Origin of the sequence: Mixta tenebrionis (assembly GCF_006517625.1) — a bacterium.
Classification (GTDB): domain Bacteria; phylum Pseudomonadota; class Gammaproteobacteria; order Enterobacterales; family Enterobacteriaceae; genus Mixta; species Mixta tenebrionis.
Map to the genome: position 1 here is coordinate 493650 of NZ_VHQI01000002.1, position 25289 is coordinate 518938.

Consider the following 25289-nt stretch of genomic DNA (forward strand, 5'->3'; position numbering starts at 1 on the left):
AATTTTAGAGTGTTCCCCGCGCCAGCGGGGATAAACCGTCCCGCAAGAAACCAATCCCCAGCGAATCCCAGTGTTCCCCGCGCCAGCGGGGATAAACCGCCCTTTTTTGGGCTTTGGTCAGGGAATCAACAGTGTTCCCCGCGCCAGCGGGGATAAACCGAGCCGGGGTCTTTGTGTGGCATTTTCATTTTCGTGTTCCCCGCGCCAGCGGGGATAAACCGCTCGCGCCCACCTTCACTCTGATTAGCAACCTGTGTTCCCCGCGCCAGCGGGGATAAACCGCCACGCGTCTCGTCAACTACCACGTTTTCACCGTGTTCCCCGCGCCAGCGGGGATAAACCGTAGCTGTCTGCACCATTTGATGCGTGTTTTAGGTGTTCCCCGCGCCAGCGGGGATAAACCGCGTGAATCGGAATTCGCAATGCAGATATTCGCGTGTTCCCCGCGCCAGCGGGGATAAACCGGATTACAGCAGGAAGTCCGCCGGGATATTTTTGTGTTCCCCGCGCCAGCGGGGATAAACCGTTTATGCCGGAGGTCACCCGCACGGCGCAGCGGTGTTCCCCGCGCCAGCGGGGATAAACCGCATGGTACCACTCTTGTTGACCTGATTTTTTTGTGTTCCCCGCGCCAGCGGGGATAAACCGTATTTTAGACACGTAGCTACCAAAAACGTATGGTGTTCCCCGCGCCAGCGGGGATAAACCGATTCGCTGCGCTGTTGTTGAGTTTATTGCCATGTGTTCCCCGCGCCAGCGGGGATAAACCGGCCGGATCGACAATCATGCCGTAGGCGCGCGTGTGTTCCCCGCGCCAGCGGGGATAAACCGGCGCTGGCGTTTGCCCGCTCACATTCGGCGCGTGTTCCCCGCGCCAGCGGGGATAAACCGAATCCTTGGCCTAAATTCATTGCAACGGATGGGTGTTCCCCGCGCCAGCGGGGATAAACCGCCTGCCGGGATAGTGGTGTCCGCCGTCACGCTGTGTTCCCCGCGCCAGCGGGGATAAACCGGCCCGCCAGTTGGGCTTCACGACTGAGGTTTGGTGTTCCCCGCGCCAGCGGGGATAAACCGCTGGAGATTGTGCAGGCTGGCGACCGTAACCTGTGTTCCCCGCGCCAGCGGGGATAAACCGATTCAATTCCTCGGCCATCGGCAGCGTCACCAGTGTTCCCCGCGCCAGCGGGGATAAACCGGCAGATAACAAAACCTGGCTGGAGCGTATCCGGTGTTCCCCGCGCCAGCGGGGATAAACCGCTTTTGGATAAATATCAACAATATACGAGAGGGTGTTCCCCGCGCCAGCGGGGATAAACCGCCTGGTGACTCAACTGATTATTTGATACCTCAGTGTTCCCCGCGCCAGCGGGGATAAACCGTAACTCCAGATCGCAACCAGATAGCAATTTATGTGTTCCCCGCGCCAGCGGGGATAAACCGCCCTGTTTCCTCTGACAGAAGATCGATCACATGTGTTCCCCGCGCCAGCGGGGATAAACCGATGACTTGACGCTGAAGCCGTTGAGTACCTGGGTGTTCCCCGCGCCAGCGGGGATAAACCGCGTTGCTAACTCCCTGAATGAATACGATATTAGTGTTCCCCGCGCCAGCGGGGATAAACCGAATGCGGTTGCAATGAAAAACAAATAATTGAAGTGTTCCCCGCGCCAGCGGGGATAAACCGCGCCCCCGCGACGAATCCAGCATTCTCTTCGATCTGTAAAACATGCCCGCTGCGGCGGGCGAAATTCCATTCACACCAGCATAGTAATCCATGTTGCAGCCAGGGCTATAGTGCGTTATGGTGTTTACATAATGTGAACGCCTGAACGGAATCACTTAATGCACGTCATTTCAAAAGAGCCATTTGAGCAAGCGGCGCGGTCATTTCCTAACGATGCTACGGCCATCAAGGCACTGTATCGTCTGGTACGCGAAACAGACTTCAAAACGCCCGAAGAACTGCGCGCCGCCGTGCCAAGCCTGGACAATTTTAAGTACCGTAAAAAATGGTGGGTTTTAGATGTAGGGGGAAGCAATTTGCGAGTGATCGCCTACATCAACTTCGTGAATAAGCGCTTCTACGTGAAGCACATCGCCACCCACACTGAATACGATAAGCTGACTCGCTACTATCGGGAGAACAAAGAATGATCGCCGACATCACTAAAGCTACCGAAGCAACGAAACTACTGGTAGCTGCCGTCCCCCTGCTGGGGGGCAGCACCTCAGAGAAAGACTACCGTGACGCGCTGGCGCTGGTGGACTACCTGATTGACCACGACGACGAAAACCCGCTGATCGACTTCCTGGCGGCCAAAATTGCCGACTACGAAGACAACAGCGAACGTTTTGCGGAGTTCAACAAAGAAGTCGCAGAAATGCCGGTGGGCGTCGCGTTGCTGCGCACGCTGATTGATCAGCACCAGCTGTCATACTCCGACCTGAAGAATGAGATCGGCTCTAAATCGCTGGTGAGCCAGATCCTCTCCGGTCAGCGCTCCCTGACGATCTCACACATCAAGGCGCTTTCGGAACGGTTCGGCGTGAAGCCGCAATGGTTCCTGTAATTGCCTGGTCACCAGTTCAAGCCCAATATGGGCCACCAAAATTTTGCTTTAAAGGCATATGATTAAGCCACTCAATTGAGTGGCTTTAACCTCAACCACCTCTAATTTTGGCGGCTGCGTATGAGAGCGCATAGCCAACTATCAATGCCCCAATACACCCTGCAAACTTTATCCATGTGCTTTCAAACCAGAAGAAAGACCCCATCGCAAAAATCACAGCCAGAAAGGTAATGACCCCCTCAATTGCGTGGAACATTAACGATTTTACAAATTTCATTCTGTACTCTTTTGCAATCAATAGGATGCCCTTTAATGAAATCAAGGTAAGGCTCTAACTGCTGTTCAACGAGAAAGTGTGTTCCCCGCGCCAGCGGGGATAAACCGTAATGGCGGTTCCGGCAGAGGGGCAGGTCAGTGTGTTCCCCGCGCCAGCGGGGATAAACCGGTATCTGTCAGGAGTAAAAAGATTTCCCCGCTATCTTCCCCCAGCCTGTAAAGTTAGCTGCTTGAGTCAAATATCTTTTTTCTACCTGTCAGGCCAAAGCGCCTGCTGTAATAAGGTGCTTCTCCCTCTGGAGATACCAATACAACCTGGGCGGCTGGGCGATACTGTTTTTTACGGAACCGCTCAAGAAGATCTTCGTCAGGTATTGAAAAACTGGCGTAAAGTTCATTCCATAAGGAAAGCCGTATGGATAAGCGGCTTTTTTCCCATGAGTATTCGCCGTCTTCAACAAGGGGATGCAATACATGCTCCTCATCCATCCAGGCAAGATAAATATCCACGCTTTCTTCACCGAGACGGGTAGTAAAATCGCGATCCCTGTCCCATAAAAAATCGCTGGATTTTATGTCATAGCCCTTATCCCGTAGTAATAAGTTTTGCGCAGCAACCGAACGCTTGCTTAGGATTTGGCCAAAATTCAAATCAGCAAGCGTTTGCAGGTCAGCAGGAGCGGTAATTTTTTGCCCATAAACGCCGTCAACTAATGTACGCGCATTTTCCGGCATCTCTATTTTTCCCGTTTCCCTTAACAATGCCTGCGTACGCCATAAACAGGCATGATCCTGATATACGAAGCCGGTGCCGCGTAAGTCTTGTCCCAGCCATCCCTGTTTTGCTTGTGGCTGCCATTCCGGGGCGAGAATATGTAGTACCGGTGCATGGCGTTCATCGGGCAAACTATTTTTAATATTTCCTTGTGCATCGCGGGTATGCCGCTGCAAGCGCCCGGCGCGCTGAATAAGCAAATCAATCGGCGCTAAATCAGAAATCATCCAGTCAAAATCAAGATCCAGGCTTTGTTCAACCACCTGAGTGGCGATTAAAACTTTTCCTCTCCGTTCGGAAGGCGGTGCGTCTTTACCAAACCAGCTAAGCGTTTTTCCTTCAATAGTCATTCGATCCGCGAAGGCGAAACGGCTGTGGAATAACAACAAATCCTCTTCGGGGATTCTTTTGTCATTCAATAAATGCTGAAATACTTCCAGTGCCTCATCAACTGTATTACGGATCCAGCAGATGCATCCGCCAGACTCCACCACCTGATAGATAAGTTCCAACGCCTTATTGCGCTCGTAGAGCCAGTTAATGGCGACAGTACGCTGCACTTCCGGGCGCGTTGCCAGCGGTTGTTCTGTAAGGCCCGTAGAAGAAAGATGACTTAGCCAGGGGTAATCCGCCTCTTCGCTAATATCCTTAGTAGGAAATGCTGCGCCTTCATTAAAGGCGCAAACTAATTTCTCTCGTAATCCGGCTGGCAGCGTTGCGCTCAAAATAATCGCGCTGCCTCCCTGTGCCGCGTGAAAGTGCAACAGACCTTCCAGTAGTTTCACCATATAGCCATCATAGGCGTGCACTTCATCCAGCAGCAGAATCTTATTAGACATGCCCAGCAGTCGCAGTGATTGATGGCGAAAAGGCATTACTGCCATCAGCAGCTGATCCAACGTACCAACACCCACCTCAGCAAGCAGCGCTTTTTTACGGGAGTCAGCAAACCAGGCATGACACTCGCCCAGGGCGCTGGCATCGTCCTGCGCATAATTTTCCGTTGATCCTTCGCCGGGCTGCCATACAGACTCTTTAAAGGAAGAGGACATTTCCCGTCCGCCATGAGCCAGTACCAGTGAAGGTCTGGCTTCATTACTGAATAGCGCGCGATAAGCCTTTGCCAGCCGCGTATACATTGCGTTGGCCGTCGCCATTGTTGGCAGGCCGACATAGAGCCCATTACCTTTCTGCGCTGACATTAAGCGGTGCGTCAGAATCAGTGCGGCTTCGGTTTTACCCGCGCCGGTCACATCTTCCATAATAATTAACTGTGGTCCGGGAGCGGAGATATCCAGCGTAGCCGCCCGTTGCTGCAGGGGCGTCAGCGTTTCAATAAAAGGAAAAAGCGCCTGATGTCCGTTATAGCTTCTAAGTGCTGAGGGTTCGGGGACGTGCAATAGCGCCCGCTGGGCTTTTTCGCAGGCAAGAGGCCAATATTCTTCCAGAGTCATCGGGCTGCTGATAAGTGGGAAGAAGGTTTCATTTGATCCCATCCAGTCAGCCAGCGTTATTAATCCGGCAAAAAACCAGCTTTGTTGCCTTAGATTTTTCTTACTCTCTTTTTGTTGCCATTCCTGCGGCAGGGTGAAAGGGAAGAGCTGGGACAACGCTTCCAGAAAGCGGCCCGCCGTAGCAATATCTTCATCATCAAAGGCGAGAGAACTTCTACTTTGCGTATCCGGCGGGATGCCATGATGTCCCGTACTAATGGATAACCACGTCGTTAATGAGCTTTTAAATTTATCCCGATGCTCTTTTTCTATATTTGCAATAATTTTATTACCATTATTACACCACTCTTTAAATAATTCAGTCCATAAATAAAAACCTAACGTATCATGGCGTTCTAAAGCCGCAATGCCGCTAATCGGACGAACCAGCGGGGTATCTGGAAATAAAGCGAACTTTTGAAAACCTCTGGCGAATTTACCTATATCATGGCTGGCGAAGAGCCAGGCGATCCAGTTTGCGCCATCTTTATCTGATATTCCACATTTACGCAGCATATCGTTAATGTTAAAAATGTTATTTTTAACGAAGTAAAATCCACAGGCTGCTACATCAAGGCAGTGATAAGCGAGAAGATGATAAGGAGAATTTTTATCACTGGCGGATCTGTTGGTTTTTCCCCAATAGCGTAAATATTCCGGGAGTGTTAATGCTGTCATGGTTTTTACCTGAAATGTTATATTAGAATTATAGAAAATAGTAAGCTGGATGACTTACGAAAAAAATGGTTTTCTCTCACACTATAAATAATTTGTAGCGTAGGTTTTATTATTTCAACCAATAAGGGTTTATAATTTTCTATTTTCGCTGCTATCTGTTATGACAGAAATATTCGATGCTAATAATTTTTGTGCAAACCTTTTTCGTTTTGCGTCGGAAAGTGTTCGGCGTACCTGAGCCGCAGATTATATAAGAGCAACGTTGTTGTTGTACGTAGCCTGATGCCTTAAAGGAAAAAACCGCAACGCTTATTGGAAATAATTAATAAGCAACCAGGATATTTGTTGCAGGTGCTGATGCAACACCAGCCCACTCTTCCTGGAAAAGCCCGAAGCAGGGCGTGCGCTTTGACACAGATATTGGGTGAGGTGTATGGCAAATGATGCGGATTCAGAAGTGTGCAAAATATGTACTGCTGGTTTATCCCCGCTTACGCGGGGAACAATAAAGCACAAAACTAGCAACGTGTTCGTCTCTTGGTTCAACCCCACAACTATGGGGAGTTGAAAAGCTTAGCAGACCGAAAATGACAAGGCTAGTCTGATGTTCTTCATAATGTTCCTCTCTCTTATTATTGAGTTGATAGCGAAAGAAAATCGAAGTATATTAGCCTTATTGACGCTATGGGTAATGAGGTTCCAGAACAGAGCCCACGTCAGAGGTGGGGCATCTGTCTGGATAAGCATCGAAACTTCATTCTAACAGGACGCCCCGGTCATCAGCAAATAATGAGGGAGCATTATGGTGATCACCACCGTGCTAACCCAGGGAGAAATGCTGTTGTTAATGGCATTTCTGTTGACTGGATTAAAGCGCTGACTCGTCCAGCTGGCCCGGTTGGGCCAGCATTACAGGAGTAACGATATGGATTTAACCCAGGAGAAATGGCTGCCTGTCATTCTGAACGATGGGCAGAAAACCAAAATCTCTCTGTCTGAGCTGTTAAATGACAATATTATGGATGTTGCCTGGCCCCGGTCTGATTTCCAGGGCGCTGCGTGGCAAATGCTGATTGGCGTGCTGCAATGCACCGTTGCGCCAGAAGATGAAGATAGCTGGGATGAGGTTTGGGATGACGGTATTGATGCCGAAAAATGGACGCAGGCATTAAGTTCCATTTCTCCTGCCTTACGTTTCGGTGCAGAGAAACCGTCATTCCTGCAAAGCTTTGAGCCGCTGGATAGTGAAAATAGTTCAATATCCGGGTTGCTGATTGAAGCGCCGGGCGGAAACACCCTCAAGCTAAATAAAGATCATTTCGTCAAGCGCGGCAGCGTTGAACAAATTTGTCCGCACTGTGCGGCTATGGCGCTCTTTGCGGTACAAACCAACTCACCAGCGGGTGGGGCGGGCTATCGTGTGGGAATGCGCGGCGGCGGGCCGCTAACAACGCTGGTTGTTCCGCTGCAGGAGGAAAAATTCCCGCTGTGGAAAAAACTATGGCTCAATATTTTACCGCAGGAGCAGGCTTTAAAACCTGAACAGTATCCGCTGGTTTTTCCCTGGTTAGCGCCGACAAAAACCAGTGAAAAAGCCGGAAACGTTGTCACGCCGGAAAATGCCCATCCGCTTCAGGCGTACTGGGGCATGCCGCGGCGTATTGAGCTGGATTTTTCACATACCCAGGCGGGTGTCTGTGATTTATGCGGCGAGCCACATGAAAAGCTGCTGCTGCAAATGCGCACTAAAAATTATGGCGTGCAGTATGATGGCTGGCTGCATCCTCTCTCACCTTATCGTCAGGCGCTGAAAGATCCTTCCGCGCCCTGGCTGGCATTAAAGGGCCAGCCGGGAGGGCTAAGCTATAAAGACTGGCTGGGCGTAAGCCTGGAATATAGTGATAAATTTAATAAATGCCAATCGGCAAAAGTAGTGCGCTATGCCAGCGACAGGGACAAAATAGATACCGGGCTATGGTGCTTTGCCTGGGATATGGATAATGCCAAGGCGCGCTGCTGGTATCAACATCGTATTCCGCTGCTTAATGTTTCTCGCCCCAAACGCCGACGTTTTCAGGATGCTATTTCTCTGGTGCTACAGCTGGCAACGGAATCATTAACGCTGCTCAGATATGCATTAAAAAGCGCTATGTTTGAAAATCCCAAAGAGGCTAAGTTTGATTTCAGCATGGTGGATATTGCTTTCTGGCAGGAAACCGAACCCGCCTTTCGTACGTTACTAAAAGCCCTGATGGCCGATCCGCAGCGCAAAGATTTCGCAACGCGCCAGGCGTTACGTAACTGGGAAAGCGAGTTAATTAACTATCTATTGCAGGTTTTTGACCGTGATGCGTTAACCGATCCTGATTGCCCGGACGATATTCTGCTGCGCCAGATAAAAGCACGCCGCATATTAATTGGCAGCTATTACAAGCTAAAAATGCGTGAGGATCTAATCGCATTAGCGAAAGAAGAACAGGAGGCGAAAAGTGTTTAATAATGATACCGCGGCGTTGCGGAAAATTACGAGTCCAAAGGCGCAACAGACGATACGCGACTGGTTCGCAATGTTGTCCGAACGCTATGCCAAAGAGGGTAACGGACGAGCCTGGCGCGCCAAGATTAAACGCATGCAGCCTCCTTATGACGTAATGATGAGCGAAGGTTATAGCGTTCTTCGTCAGCGACTTGTAGCACATATGGCGCTGCGTCCGATAGATGACATGGCGCTGGCGTTATTTGTCAGCGTTGCTGTGCATATTAAATATGAGAATCAAAAATTAAGCTTCGCTGCTCAACTTGGAGAAAAAGCTGAAAGCGCCAGACCCATTCTGTCTTCTCTGCGTTTTGAACGTCTGCAAAAAGCGCGCGATCCAGAAACCCTTTGTCAGTTACTGATTAGAGCAGTAAAGCTCCGCAATTATTATGGCGTCAATATTCTCTCGCTGGCCGATAGCATTTTCTTATGGATGGAAGAGTGGCAGCGGCGCGAAGCGCATCAGCCTGAAGATCGTAATCCTTTTGCCAGAAACCGTATTCGTTGGGCAAATGAATATCTTTTTACTGCACGTGACGTATAACTATTTTTAGAAGGACTTAACCATGACGACTTTTATTCAGCTTCATCTGTTAACTGCCTATGCGCCTGCCAATCTGAACCGTGATGATTCCGGACGTCCGAAAACCGCTTATATGGGCGGCGTTGAGCGCCTGCGCGTATCGTCGCAAAGCCTGAAGCGCGCCTGGCGCTGTTCAGATACTTTTGATGAGGCGGTAAAAGGAAATATCGGTAAGCGCACGCGACGCATGGGCATAGAATATGTCTATAAGCCGATGAACGACGCAGGCGTTGCGGAAAAAATCGCCAGGGCAGCCGCAGAAAAAATTGCCGCTCAATTTGGCAAACTTAAAAAAGATAAAAATGCCACGTCTGAACAAAAACTTGAAATAGAGCAAATAGCCCACCTCAGTAAACATGAAATTGAACTGATCAAACAGCTGGTTGATACCTTAATCGCCGAAAAGCGTGAACCTAATGAAGAAGAAGTGAAGCTGCTGCGTAAAGAGCAACGTACCGTTGATATGGCGCTGTTTGGTCGTATGCTGGCCTCTTCGCCGGATTTCAATGTCGAGGCCGCCTGTCAGGTTTCCCATGCGCTGGGGGTTAGCGCCGTGACGGTTGAGGATGATTTTTTCACCGCCGTTGACGATCTGAAGTATATGGATATAGAAAAAGATGCCGGTTCCGGCCATATGGGCGAGCAGAGTTTTGCCTCGGCGCTTTTTTACACCTATATCTGCATTAGCCGCGATCTGCTAATAAAAAACCTCGGCGGCAATGAAGAGCTGGCGAAACGCGCCATCGCCGCGCTGACGGAAACAGCCTTAACCGTATCGCCGATCGGCAAACAAAACAGCTTTGCCTCCCGCGCCTATGCCTCTTATGCGCTGGCGGAAGTTGGACAGCGGCAGCCGCGTTCGCTGGCGGCGGCGTTCTTCCAGCCAGTATATGATGCCGATCAGATCCCGGCAGCTATCCAGCGCCTGAAACAGCAGCGGGATAGTTTTGATCGCGTTTATGGCAAGTGCGCTGACGATTGGGCAGAACTGAACGTGCCGGAAGGTAAGGGAACGCTGGCGGAATTACTGGCCTTTGTCAGCCAGTGAGGATGAATAATGAAGGAATACTTGGTTTTCCAGCTCTATTCGCCGCTTGCTTCATGGGGTGAAGAAGCGCCTGGCGAGGTGCGTCACTCTGCCACGGTGCCGGGGCGTTCCGCTCTGCTGGGATTACTGGCGGCGGCAGTAGGCATCTGCCGGGATGAAGAGCAGAGGCTGAACGTTTTTAATCAGCATTATCATCTGGCGGTGCACGCGCTTGCGACTCAGGATCGCTGGCTGCGTGATTATCATACCGTCAGCGCCCCACGAGAAAATAAAAAATACAACTATTACACCCGGCGGGATGAGCTTTGCCTTGCGCCAGAAGAGGTCGGGACATTGATCTCCCAGCGTGAATATCGCTGCGACGGCTACTGGCACGTGGCGGTAAGCGCCACGCCTGACGCGCCATATTCGCTTGCCGAGCTGTGCGAGAAACTATTCTCGCCGCATTTTCCGCTCTATCTGGGGAGAAAATCTTGCCCGCTGGCGTTGCCGCTGGCGCCGCGTCTGATGAGCGGCTCGCTAAAAGAGGTGTTTATCCGTGCCGTTGAAGAGCTTTCGGCAGCGGAATTAACCGGTTTTATATCATCGGGTGGGGCCTGTTACTGGGACGATCCTGATGAGCAAAGCATCGATTGCCAGCAAAAACAGCACAGCAACAGTCAGCCGTTAAGCCGCAGGCGCTGGCAGTTTGGGCGCTATGCCCGTTTCTACGGACAGCTGTTGGGGAGGGAATAATGTATTTGTCTCGTATTCAGCTTTTATTTAACAGGCTGACCCCGCAAATGCTGAGCAAATGGGATTCAGCGACGCTTTATGCCAGTCATCAATGGCTGTGGCAACTTTTTCCCCAGCAGGAGACGCGCCCGTTCCTGTTTCGTCAGGATCATCACGGTCGTTTTTTCGTTTTATCCACTATTCCGCCGCTGACGCAGCATGAGCTGTTTAATATCGAAACTAAACCTTTTAATCCGCAGCTGGTTAAAGGTATGACGCTGACTTTTCAGTTACGCGCTAACCCCGTTGTTACGCGTAATAAAAAGCGCAGTGATGTCATGATGGATGCTAAATATCAGGCGAAAGCGCAGAACGTACCGCAGGAGCAGTGGCCGGAATTGCAGCAGCAGGCGGCGCAGCGCTGGCTTGAAAAACAGGGCGAAAAGTATGGCTTTCGTTTGATTGCGCCGGAAATCGATGAATTTTCGCTGTGGGCCGGTGAAGATGAAGATGAAACATCCGTGCGTTGTACTTGCGTAACAGCCTGGCGGCAACATCAATTTATCCGTAAGGCGCAGGAGAAACCCGTTACTTTCAGCAGCGTAGATTTTGAAGGCACGCTTTGTATTACTGATGCAGCGTTATTTGAGCAGGCCCTATTTCATGGAGTGGGCAAAAGTAAGGCGCTGGGCTGTGGTCTGTTAATGGTAAAAAGAAAACGCTGATGAGCTGGCTTCCTCTTAACCCCGTGCCGTTGAAAAATCGCGTCTCGATGATTTTTTTACAATATGGGCAGATAGATGTTATCGACGGCGCATTTGTCTTAATCGATAAAAACGGCGTGCGTACTCATATTCCGTTAGGCTCAGTGGCCTGCATTATGCTGGAGCCAGGAACGCGAGTTTCCCATGCGGCGGTGCGGCTTGCCTCTACGGTTGGAACGTTACTGGTGTGGGTTGGGGAAGCGGGCGTGCGGGTTTATGCTGCCGGGCAGCCCGGCGGCGCGCGTTCGGATAAGCTGCTTTATCAGGCGAAGCTGGCGTTGGATCAGGATCTGCGTCTGAAGGTGGTGCGCCGGATGTATGAGCTGCGTTTTGGCGAGCCTGCACCGGCTCGTCGCTCTGTCGAACAGCTACGTGGTATAGAAGGCAGCCGCGTTCGTGCAACCTATGCGCTGCTGGCAAAGCAGTATGGCGTTAAATGGCACGGACGGCGTTACGACCCAAAGGATTGGGCAAAAGGCGATACGGTGAATCAGTGTATCAGCGCGGCGACCTCCTGTTTATATGGCATAACAGAAGCGGCGGTGCTGGCCGCAGGCTATGCGCCCGCCATCGGTTTTATTCATACCGGCAAGCCGCTCTCATTTGTCTATGACATTGCGGACATCATCAAATTCGATACCGTAGTGCCGAAGGCGTTTGAAGTGGCGCGCCGCCAGCCCGCGGAGCCAGATCGTGAGGTTCGCCTTGCCTGCCGGGATATTTTCCGTAGCGGTAAAACGCTGGAAAAGCTGATCCCTTTAATTGAGGATGTGCTGGCGGCGGGAGAGATTGAGCCGCCGCCGCCTCCTGAAGATGCACAGCCTGTAGCTATCCCGCTTCCCGTATCCCTGGGTGACATTGGTCACCGGAGTAGCTGACAATGAGTATGTTGGTTGTGGTAACTGAAAATGTTCCGCCAAGATTGCGCGGCAGGCTGGCGATTTGGCTACTTGAGATACGCGCTGGCGTTTATGTCGGCGATGTCTCAGCGCGTATGCGCGCCATGATATGGGAGCAGATCTCGGTATTGGCAGAAACCGGAAATGTGGTGATGGCCTGGGCAACAAACACCGAGTCGGGCTTTGAGTTTCAGACCTGGGGCGAAAACAGACGCATTCCGGTAGACCTTGATGGGCTGCGTTTAGTTTCCTTCCTGCCTGTTAATAATCAATAATTTAATGTTCTTTAAAAAGCGTTTCCATGCGAGCGGGAGTAAGGTGATCACATCAGGAAATATTGTGGATGATAAATTGCTTTTTACCGCTCATGGACTTGAACAATGAACCTTGCGGGGAGTTAGCTCGGTTTTTGTTATTGATTGCCTGGTATAGAGCGATAAATAATCTCAATATTGCGTAAAATGCATATTCGTGATTAAAAGGTTTTGAGAATCAATATGAAGCGGGACGTTAGCTTTATCACCCGTACAAATAGCGGCAATTCTTCGTCGCAATACCGTCAGCAAAAATGAAATATTAAGCAACCTGTGCCGTATGAAAACGCATGATTGTTTGCAGATCATTTTTCGCCGAGGCTCATCAGAACTGGCAGTTTTTTGCTGGTGACATGCAGGCGCATGAAAAAATAAAAGCTCCGCCGCAGCGGAGCCTTGCATTGCTCTGGCTTACTTTCCTGGGAAAAGTTCACTCATTTTCGCTTTGCAGTAGGTCATAAAAACATCTTCAGAGGCCTCAGGGTGAAGCTTTATGTCATCCACAACGTTTTTATCTGAGGTGATCTCTTTTAGCGTGTCCATAAAGATACCTTTCACCTGATCTTTCTGCGAAGAGGGCATTCTGGGATCGAGAGATTTAACTTTATCCAGCGCGTTATCCGCCGCTTTTTCCAGGGTTAAGCCAGACACTACCACATCCGTAATCATTTCCCATGACATGCCGCACATGTAAGAAGCCTGCTTACGCGTTAAGCCGATGGTTTCCAGCTCCTTTCCACCGCAGCCAGACTGGGTGAAAAATTTAATATCCTCCGGCAATTTATAGCTGCCATCAATAACATATTTTCCCGCTTTATAGGCGAACGGACGATAGCTGCTGTGATCGGCCGGCGAAAAAACTTCGCCGCAAATATAATCTTCTCCACGCCCGTTTTTTATATGCCTGAGCGCTTTAAACTGAACTTTAGCAGGCTCCGTCATCGTATTTTTTATACTCAGTTGAGCTACCTCAAAAGTATCGGTTTGCGCCAGCGCAGGAAGCGCCATAAAACAAAAGGCAAAAATATATTTCCTCATGATTTCCCTGTCTCATTAGTATCCATTGCGGTAAAACTGCATGGCATAATAGCAAAGATAAACAGCCTGGCAATGCCCAAATAGCAGAGAAAAAGAGAGTGATATTATATTTGCTATTATGTTGCAGCCAATATATTAGCCTTTCTTTATTTAAATTACAGAAGGCGATAAACAGCGCTGACCGGGTTGTTCTCTTGCTGGCAGAGAGAGGCGAAGCCCGTTATGCTGGCAACGTCGCGGGTATAGCACCCGGTTCAGTAAACTATCAACCGCGCCCTGTCGTCGCCTTTTGCTAGATATGTTAATTATTTAATTTCTAATTAACTCGCTGCCGCAGATAACGCGTCGGGCGATAGTAAAGCAACCTGCGCCGCGCGTTATGTTTATTCCTTTGCCAGGCAAAGCCGCACAGGTTTTATATCTGGCGCTGTCCGTGATACAGCGTTTGATTGGATATCGCTGTGACAAATTAATAAAAAATATTAATCCGCAGGATTTATCAAACAAAGTTTTTTCTTTTGCATTCTTCAGGCGGGATGTTTGATATATGGCAATAGTCGTTAGGTTTACAGATCCGTGCTGAAGCGGTTGAGCTATAATTAGCTTCCTAACTAAGAGGAGTGAATTTTATGAGCTTCGATAAACACGATCTGAGTGGTTTAGTCGGTAAACATCTGGTCTATACCTATGATAATGGCTGGAACTATGAAATTTACGTCAAAAACAGCCAGACGTTAGATTACCGTATTCATAGCGGCCTGGTTGGCAACCGCTGGGTTAAAGATCAGCACGTTTATCTGGCGCGCCTGGCAAGCGACGTTTACAAAATCTCCTGGACCGAGCCAACGGGTACGGATGTCAGCCTGAGCGTTAACCTTGCCGACAAAGTATTCCACGGCACCATTTTCTTCCCGCGCTGGGTCATGAATAACCCGGAAAAAACCATCTGCTTCCAGAACGAGCACCTGGACGAAATGGCCAGCTATCGTGAAGCTGGTCCGGCCTATCCAACCGAAGTGATTGATGAATTCGCCACGCTGACTTTTATTCGCGACGTGGGTGAAAACGATGACAGCGTCATCAACTGCCCGGCCAGCGAACTGCCTGATAATTTCCCGGAAAATTTAAAACAGGCGTGAGCGCGTGCGGCTTCTGAGCCGGCAGGCGTTCAGTTTGATGTTTTTACGTGAGAGCCGCCGGTGCAAACAGGGGCGGTCTGGCGATAAGAAAGCCCGTCAGCCGGGCCGGCCCTTTTAACTGGCTTATTAGCGCCACCGGAGCTTTGAGCTTAGCCTGACGTAGTCAGGCGCAGGCTAATCACGGCGATAAAGGCGGCGGGCGGGATGTAAGCGGCGCTTTTATCACCGCCAGTAAAAACTCTGCTGCTAAACCCGGCCGTTTTTAACCGGCCGGATTTATTTTCGCGCTTGTTTAACGTTTCGCCTGGCGCCGCATCGCGATGGCGCGGGGAGAAACCGCAGCGGATGTTCTGCTGATGCTAAAGGTTGTTCCTCTTTTCAGAACCATTCGCCATAGCGACGAATATAGAGGGCTTTTACGCCCTGGCTCAGCAGGCAGTAGCCCAGCAGCGTGATAACCAGCCACGGGAAGTAGCTCAGCGGCAGCGCCTGCAGACCAAAAGTAGCCGCCAGCGGTGAAAAGGGCAGCGTAATGCCGATTATCACCACCGCCAGCGTCGCCAGCATTACCGGCAGGCTGGCGCAGGCCTGAACAAAGGGAATATGGCGGGTGCGCAACATATGCACTACCAGCGTCTGGGAAAGCAGACCTTCAACAAACCAGCCGGACTGGAACAGCGCCTGATGCTCGCTGCCGTTAGCGCCGAAGACGTACCACATCAGCGCAAAGGTGGTGATATCAAAAATTGACGACAGCGGACCCATCCACAGCATAAAGCGGCCGATATTGCGCGCATCCCATTTGCGCGGCTGCTGCAGAAAAGATTTATCCATCCGATCCCAGGGCAGAGCCAGCTGGGCTACATCGTAGATCAGGTTCTGCAACAGTAACTGGATAGCCAGCATCGGCAGGAACGGAATAAAGGCGCTGGCGACCAGCACGGAGAAAACATTGCCAAAGTTTGAGCTGGCGGTAATGTTCAGATATTTAATGATATTACCGAAGGTCTGCCGGCCAGCGATTACGCCCTGTTCCAGCACCAGCAGGCTTTTTTCCAGCAGAATAATACCGGCGGCCTGCCGGGCCATATCACTGGCGCCGTCGACGGAAATGCCAACGTCGGCGGCCCGCAGCGCGGCGGCATCGTTAACGCCGTCGCCAAGGAAGCCAACCGTATGGCCTTGCTGCTGCAGCAGCCCAACTATGCGCGCTTTTTGCGTCGGCGTCAGACGGGCAAACAGCGTATGCTGCGTCACGCGTTGCGCCAGCTGCGTATCGTCAAGCCGTTCAATTTCTTCGCCCAGCAAAGGCTCGCCCGCCGTCAGGCCGACATCGCGGCAAATTTTGCGGCTGATAGTTGGATTATCGCCGGTCAGCACCTTAATCTGCACGCCCTTCTGCTGTAGCGCCCTAATCGCCGCCGCCGCGCTCTCTTTCGCCGGATCGAGAAAGGTTAACATGCCATACAGCGTTAATTCGCGTTCGTCTGCGAGAGTGAGCTGCTGATACCAGCCGGTAGCGTGGGTTTCCCGCTGGCCGATAAGCAGCACGCGGTAGCCTTCCTCGTTTAAGCTCGCGCTCTGCGCGCGCAGCCTGTTGCGCCACTCTTCATCCAGCCGCAGACGCTGGCCGTTGATGCAGAGATGGGTAGAAACCGCCAGCATCTCTTCCAGCGCGCCTTTACAGATTAAATGATGCTCGCCCCGTTCATCGGCGACCAACACCGAAAGACGGCGGCGTTCAAAATCAAACGGCAGCTCATCGATTTTTCGCCAGTGCTGCGGCAGCCCCTCGCAGCGCCGCGCAAACCGCAGTACCGCGCGATCCATCAGGTTTTTATGGCTGCTTTGATGCTTGCTGTTCAGCCAGGCCAGCGCCAGCACCGCATCGTCGCTGTTGCCCTGTAAATCAAGATGGCGGTCGAGCACGATACGATCTTCAGTTAGCGTCCCGGTTTTATCGGTGCAGAGCAGGTCCATAGCGCCGAGATTCTGAATCGCTTCCAGACGCTTCACCACCACTTTGCGGCGCGCCATAGCTATAGCGCCTTTCGCCAGATTGGTGCTAACGATCATCGGCAGCATTTCCGGCGTTAGCCCAACCGCGACCGCCAGCGCAAAGAGCGTGGCGTCAAGCCAGTCGCCTTTGCTAAAGCCGTTGAGCACCAGCACCACAGGCACCATCAGCGCCATAAATTTAATCAGCAGCCAGCTTACGCTGTTGACGCCGCGATCGAAGGCGGTGGCGGGGCGTTCGCCGACCAGGCGGCGCGCCATTGAACCAAACCAGGTGCGATTGCCGGTGGCGACCACCACCGCGGTGGCGGCGCCGCTGACAACGTGCGTGCCCATCAGGCAAACCGAGGCTGCGTTAAACAGCGCGCTTTCGTTAAACGGCTGCGTCTCTGCTGCTGCCGTAAGGCGATGGGATTTTTCTACCGGCAGCGCTTCGCCGGAAAGGGCGGACTGACTTATCAGCAGATCGCGCGTGGCGATCAGTTTGCTGTCAGCCGGAACGATATCGCCCGCCGCCAGCAGGATAATATCGCCCGGCACCAGCTCCTGCTGGGTCACCTCCGTTACTTCCGCTACGGCGTGGTTATTTGTTCGCCGCCGCACGCTGACGCGGGTGGTTACCAGCGCCCGCAGCGTATCCGCCGCTTTGTTATTGCGAAACTCCTGCCAGAAACGCAGCAGGGCGCTGAGCAGCACCATGGTCAGCATAATAGCGATACCGGTCAGATCGGTTTCCGCATTCTGACGCAGCGGCAGCCAGTAGTCGGTAAAAAAGCTGATAGCGGAAAGCCCCAGCAGGACATAAATAAACGGATTATTAAACGCCAGCAGCAGCTGGCGGAGCGGATGCGGCGCCCGCTCAGTAGCGATCTGATTGGCGCCGTAGCGCGCCTGGCGTTCGGCAACCTGCTGGCAGGTTAAGCCGTTTTCATCGCTCTGCAGGCGCAGCAGCGTAGTTTCTGCGCTAACGCCGGCTTCATCGCCGATCGGCAGGCGTCGTTGGGCCGCAGCAGAGCGCTGACGCGCTGCCAGTTTGATGGTCTGAGTCATCTCAGTTACTCCAAATTATGCGCACCCCGATCCCTCTCAAAATGAGATCGCGGCAAAAATATAAGTTGGCGTTGCAGAGAAAGGGAGGAGGTTACTCGGCTCCTGTGCAACGCGTTTTACGTTGCATACAAGGGGGTTCGTCCATGACGTCTCCTTAACCGCCGGCAGGCGATAACAGGTTTGGCGCCGCAAAAAAGCGGCACAGAGCGTAGCGTTAATAACGCGATAGTGACCTGGGCCGTTGACGGCCTGGGGGGAAAAGGGCGTGGCGATAGATTAGCATCGGGTTCATCTCTCACTGACAAAACACAGACGAACCGAAAGCTCGCTGTCTGCCGGTCGGCAAACCGCGGGGCTGGTCTGTTAGATCGAATAGGTAAGCACCAGTGGCTCCAGCAACTAAACGGCGCTAAGTATAAAAATATTTACCGGCGCGGTAAATTTACAGCCTTAACCGCACTTCAACAGAAGCCGCATTTTTTTTCCTTAACAAAACGGCACTGGCCATAAATTAATTTTATCGTTAATAAGATTAAAAAAATGCAGCAGCAGGCCTGGCGTAAGGGAACCGGCCTTAACAAATAATGTTGCTTTTTTGTAAACGGATTAACAAGTGCGGTAAATCCTGCTATGCTGGCCGACGCGAAACCGGTGCACCACCCTACATAAGCATCCCACAGATCGCCGTAAAAAAAGGTGGCCGGAAAGCCCTATACAATGAGAGCGAGGAGAACGTCGTGCTAGATGAATACCGTAAGCACGTTGCCGAGCGTGCAGCCCAGGGGATCGTTGCTAAACCTTTAGATGCATCCCAAATGGCCGCGCTGGTTGAACTGCTGAAAAACCCTCCTGCGGGTGAAGAAGAATTTCTGTCCGATCTGTTAATTAACCGCGTGCCGCCAGGCGTTGATGAAGCGGCCTATGTCAAAGCCGGTTTCCTGGCTGCTGTCGCCAAAGGCGAAACGACCTCTCCTCTGGTAACCCCTGAAAAAGCGATTGAACTGCTTGGCACTATGCAGGGCGGTTATAACATCTATCCGCTGATTGAGGCGCTGGATGATGAAAAGCTGGCGCCCATCGCCGCCAAAGCGCTGTCCAATACGCTGCTGATGTTCGATAACTTCTACGATGTGGAAGAGAAAGCCAAAGCGGGCAACCCGCACGCGCAGCAGGTAATGCACTCCTGGGCGAATGCCGAATGGTATCTGAACCGCCCGGAACTGGCGGAAAAGATCACCGTTACCGTGTTCAAGGTAACCGGCGAAACCAACACCGACGATCTTTCTCCGGCGCCGGACGCCTGGTCGCGTCCCGATATCCCGCTGCACGCGCTGGCGATGCTGAAAAACGCCCGTGAAGGCATAGTGCCGGATGAGCCGGGCGCCGTTGGTCCGATTAAACAGATCGAAGCGCTGCAGGCGAAAGGCTATCCGCTGGCCTACGTCGGCGACGTCGTGGGCACCGGCTCTTCGCGTAAATCCGCCACCAACTCGGTGCTGTGGTTTATGGGCGACGATATCCCTTACGTGCCGAATAAAAAAGGCGGCGGCGTAGTGCTGGGCGGCAAAATCGCGCCAATCTTCTTCAACACCATGGAAGATGCGGGCGCGCTGCCGATCGAGGTGGATGTTAATAACCTGAATATGGGCGATGTGATTGATATCTACCCGTACAAAGGCGAAGTGCGCAATCACGCAACCGGCGAACTGCTGGCCAGCTTTGAGCTGAAAACCGACGTGCTGCTGGATGAAGTGCGCGCCGGCGGCCGTATCCCGCTGATTATCGGGCGCGGCCTGACCACCAAAGCGCGTGAGGCGCTGGGGCTGCCGCACAGCGAGGTATTCCGTCAGGCGAAAGATGTGGCGCAGAGCACGCGCGGCTTCTCGCTGGCGCAGAAAATGGTGGGCCGCGCCTGTGGCGTGGACGGCATCCGTCCGGGCCAGTATTGCGAACCGAAAATGACCTCGGTCGGCTCGCAGGACACTACCGGGCCGATGACGCGTGATGAGCTGAAAGATCTGGCCTGCCTCGGCTTCTCCGCCGATCTGGTGATGCAGTCGTTCTGCCATACCGCGGCCTATCCGAAGCCGGTTGACGTGCAGACCCATCACACGCTGCCTGACTTTATTATGAACCGCGGCGGCGTTTCGCTGCGTCCGGGCGACGGCATTATCCACAGCTGGCTGAACCGTATGCTGCTGCCGGATACCGTCGGCACCGGCGGCGATTCCCATACCCGTTTCCCGATCGGCATTTCGTTCCCGGCGGGTTCCGGCCTGGTAGCCTTTGCCGCCGCCACCGGCGTTATGCCGCTGGATATGCCGGAATCGGTGCTGGTGCGCTTTAAAGGCAAAATGCAGCCGGGCATCACCCTGCGCGATCTGGTGCACGCTATCCCGCTGTACGCCATCAAACAGGGCCTGCTGACCGTCGAGAAGAAAGGAAAGAAAAACATCTTCTCCGGCCGCATTCTGGAGATTGAAGGCCTGCCGGAGCTGAAAGTTGAGCAGGCGTTCGAACTTTCTGACGCCTCGGCGGAGCGTTCAGCCGCCGGTTGTACCATCAAGCTGGATAAGGCGCCGATTATTGAGTATCTCAACTCCAATATCGTGCTGCTGAAATGGATGATTGCCGAAGGCTACGGCGATCGCCGCACGCTGGAGCGCCGTATTCAGGGCATGGAAAAATGGCTGGCCGATCCGCAGCTGCTGGAAGGCGATGCCGATGCGGAGTATGCCGCGGTCATCGAAATCGATCTGGCTGAGATTAACGAGCCGATTCTGTGCGCGCCGAACGACCCGGACGATGCGCGTCTGCTCTCCGAGGTACAGAACGAGAAGATCGATGAGGTGTTTATCGGTTCCTGTATGACCAACATCGGCCACTTCCGCGCGGCGGGCAAGCTGCTGGACAGCCATAAAGGCCAGCTGCCGACGCGCCTGTGGGTAGCGCCGCCGACCAAGATGGATGCGGCGCAGCTGACCGAAGAGGGTTATTACAGCGTATTCGGTAAAAGCGGGGCGCGTATTGAGATCCCCGGCTGCTCGCTCTGCATGGGTAACCAGGCGCGCGTGGCCGATGGCGCTACCGTGGTTTCTACCTCGACGCGTAACTTCCCGAACCGCCTCGGCACCGGCGCGAACGTCTATCTGGCTTCTGCGGAGCTGGCGGCGGTAGCCGCGCTGCTGGGCCGTCTGCCGACGCCGGACGAGTATCAGCAGTTTATGGCGCAGGTGGATAAGAGCGCGGTAGATACCTATCGCTATCTGAACTTCAACCAGCTGGCTCAGTACACCGAGAAAGCGAAAGAGGTGATTTTCCAGACGGCGGTATAAGCCTCGTTGGGTTAATCATGGCGATCAAGGCGGAACTTTGGTTCCGCCTTTTTTTCAGCAGTTCGAGCCTCAGAATGTGACATTTACCCCGCCGATAATGCCCCAGTCATCCACGCCTTCCCGGCTCAGGCGGCGCTGATGCTGCAGCTTGCTGGTAACCTCCAGATTTTCTTTCAGACGCAGGCCGATATCGGTGCTGATCTGCAGGCTGTCGCCGCCCTGGCCGGAAGCGAAGACCGCGGGCTGTACGCCATCGCTGATAATGGTTTCACTGGCGTGACCAGGACGGTGTATCAGGCGCAGATCGCTGCCCAGCCGCAGCTGACCGCGCTGGGCGAAATCGAACTGATAGTGATATTTCATGCCGGTAAAGAACTGCGGCGTGCTGTGCATTTTCCACGACACTTTCGCCTCATCGCTGTCGGTAAAGCTGTTCAGAGAGAGACGCTGATAGAGCATGCCCGCCAGCGGCGTCAGCTGATGCGGCCCCGACTGCCAGGTTTTTCCCGCTTCCAGGCCAAGATGCCAGCCGTTAGCCCTGGGTGAAGCCGTCTTGCCGCGCAGCGTGGTGGAGACGGAGCCGTGATAGCGGTGATAGCCAAGCGGCAGCGACAGGCTGTAGCCCTCCTCATTTTTCCAGCTCAGCAGGCCGTTTACCGACAGGGTATCAAACTGCCCCTGGCTGCTGCCGTCACGCGCGCGCGGCGTTAGCTTCAGCTGGCCTTTCGCCACGCCGAGGCTCACGGCGGCGCTTTGCTGCGCATCATCGACAAGCTGCCAGCTGGCGCCCATCAGCCAGCCGTTATAGCGGCTGTCAAAATCATATCCGTAATTGCTGAAGTTGCCCGGCGAATGATAGTCATCGCTGCCCTTATAGCCGGAAAGGAAGAAGCCGGAGGCGCTGGACGCCACGCTGGAGGACATCAGGCTCTGTATATTTTCGGCATAGCGCAGAAACGCCGTGGGCATAGAGATGTAGGCGGGCACCTGCGGGATCACCGCCGGGCGGATATGTTCGCCGGAGGAGGGCGGCGCTGGCCTGTTATTATCTCCCGGCGCCGGCTGCTCCTCTCCGGCGGGGCGATCGCCCGGCTGCGGCTCTTCCTCTGCCGATGGCGTGCGGTTGTCGTTCTCCGCCAGCATGATGTTTTGCAGGCGATAATCCCAGTACTGATTGCCGTTTCCCGCCACCAGGCGTTCGTCGCCGCTCGCTTTGCCGGGGGCGAAGGCGTACAGACCCCATGCCCAGGCGCCGCGGGCGACGTAGTCTCCGGCCAGCTTAAAGCTGTCGGCGCTGGCCTTGCCGCCGACCTGAATCACCGATACGCCTTCCCGGTTGCCGGCGATGCCGTCGGCGTTGCTGTCGCTGTTCGTCCACGCGGCTTTGGCGTTCACGCTGACCAGAATGGGCGCGTTCTGTTCGCTCTGCAAATCGCCGTTAATTAACAGGCGATCGGTGGCGGTGGCGCTGAAAGCGGAGTCGAGCTGCAGGCCGTTGTCGGAGCCGGCGCTCAGCCGATCGATGCGCAGCGTGGACCACCCTTCAGGCGTATCGCTCTTGCCTGGCAGCAGCCATGCCCCTTTGCCCGTTACCAGCGCGCTCAGCTGACCGCTGCCGGAAAGCTGCGTGCCGTCGGCCATCCATAATGTCGGCGCGATGCGCCCGTTTACTTCCAGTTCGCCCGCTTCCAGCGCGACGCCGCCCCCGGCGTTGACGTCGCCGTTAAGGATCAGCAGGCCGTCGCCGGTTTTTTTCAGGCGGCCCTTGCCGTTAACCGCGGCATCAATACGCGAGGCCATTGCGCCCTGCGTACTGACGCGCTGGGCGATATCGGCGTGCAGCACAGCGCTCTCGTCAGCCAGTTCGACCTCGCCCGCCAGCGAAGCGTGGCCTTGTAGTGTCAGCGTGGCGTCGCGCTCCAGCCTGGCGCTGGTGGTCAGGTGGCCATGCTCGCCCACCGTCAGAGCGGCGCCCGTCGCCACCGACAGCGAACCTGTCTGATACTCTTTATCATCCCAGTCGTTGCTGTAGTAAACCTTGCCGGCATGCAGCACCTGCTGACCGCCAAGCTGTAGCGTGCCCCGGTCGACGGCAAGATCGTTCAGCACCGCGCCGCCTGCCAGCGTCAGGCTGTCGCTGGCCTTTTGCGGCTGATAGCGCAGGTTGAGCTGGCCGCTGCTCTCCTTTGCGCCCAGCTGACCAAGAAAGGTCTGCTGGCGCCCGGTTAGCGTCAGCAGCGCCGCCTGGCTGGCGTTATGGTTAACGATGCGCGCGCCGTCATCGTTGTGTTTGATCTCGCTGAAGCTCAGCGCATTGCCGTTAAGATCGAGCGTGCCGCCGCGGTAGCCGAAGCGAATCTTATCGCTGCCGATCTGATCGGCGCTGTTCAGCACGACGGTGCCGCGCCCGCTGACCAGCGTAACGGTGGAAAAGGCCTGCTTGTTGCCTGCGCCATCCGCCTGCTGATCGAGAATAACCGTGCCGTCGCCGATGTTTAATGCGCCGGCGTTAACCCCGCTGGCGTTAATATGCAGCGTACCGGCGCCGATTTTATGCAGGGCATCGTCTTTCAGGCCGTTAACCTGCCAGCGTACGGTGCGATCTTTATCCACCTCCACGCCGCCGCCAACCCAGGTGGCATTCTCGCCGGCAGCGCTGCGCAGCAGATAATCGGCGGAGAACTGCAGCTTGCCTGCGCCCATATTTACGGCGCGATCGAGCACAATGGTGCCGCCGTCGCCGTTAAAACGCAGATCTTTGGTCGCGTCCAGCTCCTCGTTGCTGGCTGCCGCAGGCGCCCGGCCGGCATAGTTTTCATCCAGACCGTGCCACTGCCAGACGTTGTTCCCCTGGGTAATGGCGCCGCTGTTCCAGCGGATCTCCCCGCCCTGAGCATGATCCTTTATGTCGGGATCGCTGTTGGCGGCGATAACGCTGTTAATCCATGAATCTTTTATCATCGCGGCGTTAAAAGCGCGCCCGTACAGGCCTTTACCGTTAGTCGAAACGTGTATCCCCACCAGCTTCCACTGTTTGTCCTGGCTGTCGTAGGCAAATATCGGACTGCCGCTGTCGCCGCCCTGCGTACCGAGAGAAAGCGGGGAGTTGAACTTGCTGTCGGGCGCCCAGAAGGCCCAGCGCAGCATGGTATCAACTTTGATTCCCGCGGAAGAGATAGTGCCGCCCGCTTTCCATTGATAGGAGCCGGCCAGCGACAGCAGTTCGCTCTGGTCGTCGCTGATTTGCCCATGCTTGCCCGCTCCCACGCGCACCACCCAGGGAAAGCGGGACATATTTTTCTCTTTAGAGAGTTCGCTGTAGCCGATATAGGGAATCGGCGCCGCATCGGTAACTACCTTATTCAGACGCGGAACGTGAAAATCAGCGGAGAGATCGTTATTACGGTTGATCAGCGTGTAGGTTGTCGCATATTTGGCGTTATTGCCCCAGGTTGCATTTTTATAGCCGCCATTATGTCTGACGCTCACAATATAAGAGGGCGAAATCAGCGTGGCGTACCCGGCGGTATTTACCATACTCATATCGGGCATGGGAAAATCGAGATAGCCCGACAAAGTATTATCTTTACGGTATACCGGCGTGAACTGGGTGCCAGGACGATATTTTCCTAAATTTTCCCCAAAGTCACGATATTCCTGCGTATCGATATCGTGGCGCAGGATAGCGGCGTTAACCGTAAGCGAAACAAAGGCGCTGCCCCAGCAGAGACGGCGTAACAGAGGCTTCATTACCAAATCCTTGTGAGTAAAATAATTAACATTAATAATCATTAGCAGTAGCTGTCAGGATGTGAAAATGGTTATTTCCTGTCATTAAAATAAGATGGTGAGGCGATTAATAAAAGAATTTTTTATCAATAGTTGTCCTGAGATCGTCTTTTTTGGCGTCAGGGCGGAGAGAAGGTTTAAATAGTGAAGAAGAATTTCAGTTTATTCAGGGATTGCCTGAGCGAGCGGGGAAGGTGATATTTAATAGACTGCAAATAATTAAAATTAATATATTATCGATTGACGGGGATATTTTTATATTAAGCCATGCA

Annotated in this window: 16 protein-coding genes and 1 CRISPR repeat array; of the genes, 11 read left to right on the top strand and 5 right to left on the bottom strand. The window is 53.4% G+C overall.

The window, feature by feature from the left end:
* Positions 1-9 precede the first annotated feature (9 nt).
* Positions 10-1685: direct repeats of the CRISPR family, unit length 29 nt; unit sequence GTGTTCCCCGCGCCAGCGGGGATAAACCG.
* A 157-nt stretch (positions 1686-1842) separates the two neighbouring features.
* On the top strand, positions 1843-2154 hold the full coding sequence (locus FKM52_RS05050) for a type II toxin-antitoxin system HigB family toxin (protein ID WP_141175095.1): 312 nt from the start codon (positions 1843-1845) through the stop codon (positions 2152-2154).
* On the top strand, positions 2151-2570 hold the full coding sequence (locus FKM52_RS05055; protein WP_141175096.1) for a helix-turn-helix domain-containing protein: 420 nt from the start codon (positions 2151-2153) through the stop codon (positions 2568-2570). Before FKM52_RS05050 ends, FKM52_RS05055 begins: the two co-directional genes overlap by 4 nt.
* Positions 2571-2661: 91 nt before the next feature.
* On the opposite strand, the gene FKM52_RS05060 is transcribed toward FKM52_RS05055, so the two are convergent.
* The gene (locus tag FKM52_RS05060; protein ID WP_141175097.1) at positions 2662-2847 is read right to left on the bottom strand and encodes a hypothetical protein; all 186 of its coding nucleotides are present in this window, start codon (positions 2845-2847) and stop codon (positions 2662-2664) included.
* A gap of 221 nt (positions 2848-3068) precedes the next feature.
* Positions 3069-5792: a CRISPR-associated helicase Cas3' gene (gene cas3 / locus FKM52_RS05065; RefSeq protein WP_141175098.1), complete on the bottom strand. Its 2724-nt coding sequence runs from the start codon at positions 5790-5792 to the stop codon at positions 3069-3071.
* 925 nt (positions 5793-6717) lie between these two features.
* Between cas3 and casA the strand changes: the two genes are divergently transcribed.
* Genes casA through cas2e form a run of 7 tightly spaced genes read left to right on the top strand, consistent with a single transcriptional unit; the run spans position 6718 to position 12611 of the window.
* Positions 6718-8289 carry a type I-E CRISPR-associated protein Cse1/CasA gene (gene casA / locus FKM52_RS05070; protein ID WP_141175099.1) on the top strand — a complete coding sequence of 524 codons (1572 nt, stop codon included), beginning with the start codon at positions 6718-6720 and terminating at the stop codon, positions 8287-8289.
* Entirely contained in the window at positions 8282-8872 is a 591-nt protein-coding gene (gene casB, locus FKM52_RS05075) for a type I-E CRISPR-associated protein Cse2/CasB (protein WP_141175100.1), read from the top strand. The genes casA and casB overlap by 8 nt, the downstream gene beginning before the upstream one ends.
* 22 nt (positions 8873-8894) lie before the next feature.
* Positions 8895-9959: a type I-E CRISPR-associated protein Cas7/Cse4/CasC gene (cas7e, locus tag FKM52_RS05080; protein ID WP_141175101.1), complete on the top strand. Its 1065-nt coding sequence runs from the start codon at positions 8895-8897 to the stop codon at positions 9957-9959.
* A gap of 9 nt (positions 9960-9968) precedes the next feature.
* A complete protein-coding gene (gene cas5e / locus FKM52_RS05085; RefSeq protein ID WP_141175102.1) occupies positions 9969-10694 on the top strand; it encodes a type I-E CRISPR-associated protein Cas5/CasD in 726 nt (241 codons plus the stop codon).
* On the top strand, positions 10694-11398 hold the full coding sequence (gene cas6e, locus FKM52_RS05090) for a type I-E CRISPR-associated protein Cas6/Cse3/CasE (RefSeq protein WP_141175103.1): 705 nt from the start codon (positions 10694-10696) through the stop codon (positions 11396-11398). Before cas5e ends, cas6e begins: the two co-directional genes overlap by 1 nt.
* Positions 11398-12315, top strand: a complete 918-nt coding sequence (cas1e, locus tag FKM52_RS05095) for a type I-E CRISPR-associated endonuclease Cas1e (RefSeq protein WP_141175104.1) — start codon at positions 11398-11400, stop codon at positions 12313-12315. Before cas6e ends, cas1e begins: the two co-directional genes overlap by 1 nt.
* 2 nt (positions 12316-12317) lie before the next feature.
* Positions 12318-12611 carry a type I-E CRISPR-associated endoribonuclease Cas2e gene (gene cas2e, locus FKM52_RS05100; RefSeq protein WP_141175105.1) on the top strand — a complete coding sequence of 98 codons (294 nt, stop codon included), beginning with the start codon at positions 12318-12320 and terminating at the stop codon, positions 12609-12611.
* 450 nt (positions 12612-13061) lie between these two features.
* Here cas2e and FKM52_RS05105 read toward each other — a convergent pair whose 3' ends face one another.
* Complete coding sequence (locus FKM52_RS05105) at positions 13062-13688, bottom strand: hypothetical protein (RefSeq protein WP_141175106.1); 627 nt, start codon at positions 13686-13688, stop codon at positions 13062-13064.
* A gap of 629 nt (positions 13689-14317) precedes the next feature.
* Between FKM52_RS05105 and FKM52_RS05110 the strand changes: the two genes are divergently transcribed.
* Positions 14318-14827: a phenolic acid decarboxylase gene (locus FKM52_RS05110; protein WP_141175107.1), complete on the top strand. Its 510-nt coding sequence runs from the start codon at positions 14318-14320 to the stop codon at positions 14825-14827.
* Between the two features lie 378 nt (positions 14828-15205).
* Here the strand turns inward: FKM52_RS05110 and mgtA are convergent, their stop codons facing one another.
* On the bottom strand, positions 15206-17893 hold the full coding sequence (gene mgtA / locus FKM52_RS05115; protein ID WP_141175108.1) for a magnesium-translocating P-type ATPase: 2688 nt from the start codon (positions 17891-17893) through the stop codon (positions 15206-15208).
* 737 nt (positions 17894-18630) lie between these two features.
* Here mgtA and acnB point away from each other — a divergent pair.
* Positions 18631-21228 carry a bifunctional aconitate hydratase 2/2-methylisocitrate dehydratase gene (gene acnB, locus FKM52_RS05120; protein ID WP_141175109.1) on the top strand — a complete coding sequence of 866 codons (2598 nt, stop codon included), beginning with the start codon at positions 18631-18633 and terminating at the stop codon, positions 21226-21228.
* 69 nt (positions 21229-21297) lie between these two features.
* Here the strand turns inward: acnB and FKM52_RS05125 are convergent, their stop codons facing one another.
* Complete coding sequence (locus FKM52_RS05125; protein WP_141175110.1) at positions 21298-24978, bottom strand: S6 family peptidase; 3681 nt, start codon at positions 24976-24978, stop codon at positions 21298-21300.
* Between the last annotated feature and the right edge of the window lie 311 nt (positions 24979-25289).

Bases quoted from the DNA above. Each gene is read 5' to 3' on its own strand.
- cas3 (WP_141175098.1), bottom strand. From the start codon at position 5,792: ATGACAGCATTAACACTCCCGGAATATTTACGCTATTGGGGAAAAACC.
- casA (WP_141175099.1), top strand. From the start codon at position 6,718: ATGGATTTAACCCAGGAGAAATGGCTGCCTGTCATTCTGAACGATGGG.
- mgtA (WP_141175108.1), bottom strand. From the start codon at position 17,893: ATGACTCAGACCATCAAACTGGCAGCGCGTCAGCGCTCTGCTGCGGCC.
- FKM52_RS05105 (WP_141175106.1), bottom strand. From the start codon at position 13,688: ATGAGGAAATATATTTTTGCCTTTTGTTTTATGGCGCTTCCTGCGCTG.
- cas7e (WP_141175101.1), top strand. From the start codon at position 8,895: ATGACGACTTTTATTCAGCTTCATCTGTTAACTGCCTATGCGCCTGCC.
- FKM52_RS05110 (WP_141175107.1), top strand. From the start codon at position 14,318: ATGAGCTTCGATAAACACGATCTGAGTGGTTTAGTCGGTAAACATCTG.
- FKM52_RS05060 (WP_141175097.1), bottom strand. From the start codon at position 2,847: ATGAAATTTGTAAAATCGTTAATGTTCCACGCAATTGAGGGGGTCATT.
- FKM52_RS05055 (WP_141175096.1), top strand. From the start codon at position 2,151: ATGATCGCCGACATCACTAAAGCTACCGAAGCAACGAAACTACTGGTA.
- FKM52_RS05125 (WP_141175110.1), bottom strand. From the start codon at position 24,978: ATGAAGCCTCTGTTACGCCGTCTCTGCTGGGGCAGCGCCTTTGTTTCG.
- FKM52_RS05050 (WP_141175095.1), top strand. From the start codon at position 1,843: ATGCACGTCATTTCAAAAGAGCCATTTGAGCAAGCGGCGCGGTCATTT.
- cas6e (WP_141175103.1), top strand. From the start codon at position 10,694: ATGTATTTGTCTCGTATTCAGCTTTTATTTAACAGGCTGACCCCGCAA.
- cas1e (WP_141175104.1), top strand. From the start codon at position 11,398: ATGAGCTGGCTTCCTCTTAACCCCGTGCCGTTGAAAAATCGCGTCTCG.
- cas5e (WP_141175102.1), top strand. From the start codon at position 9,969: ATGAAGGAATACTTGGTTTTCCAGCTCTATTCGCCGCTTGCTTCATGG.
- cas2e (WP_141175105.1), top strand. From the start codon at position 12,318: ATGAGTATGTTGGTTGTGGTAACTGAAAATGTTCCGCCAAGATTGCGC.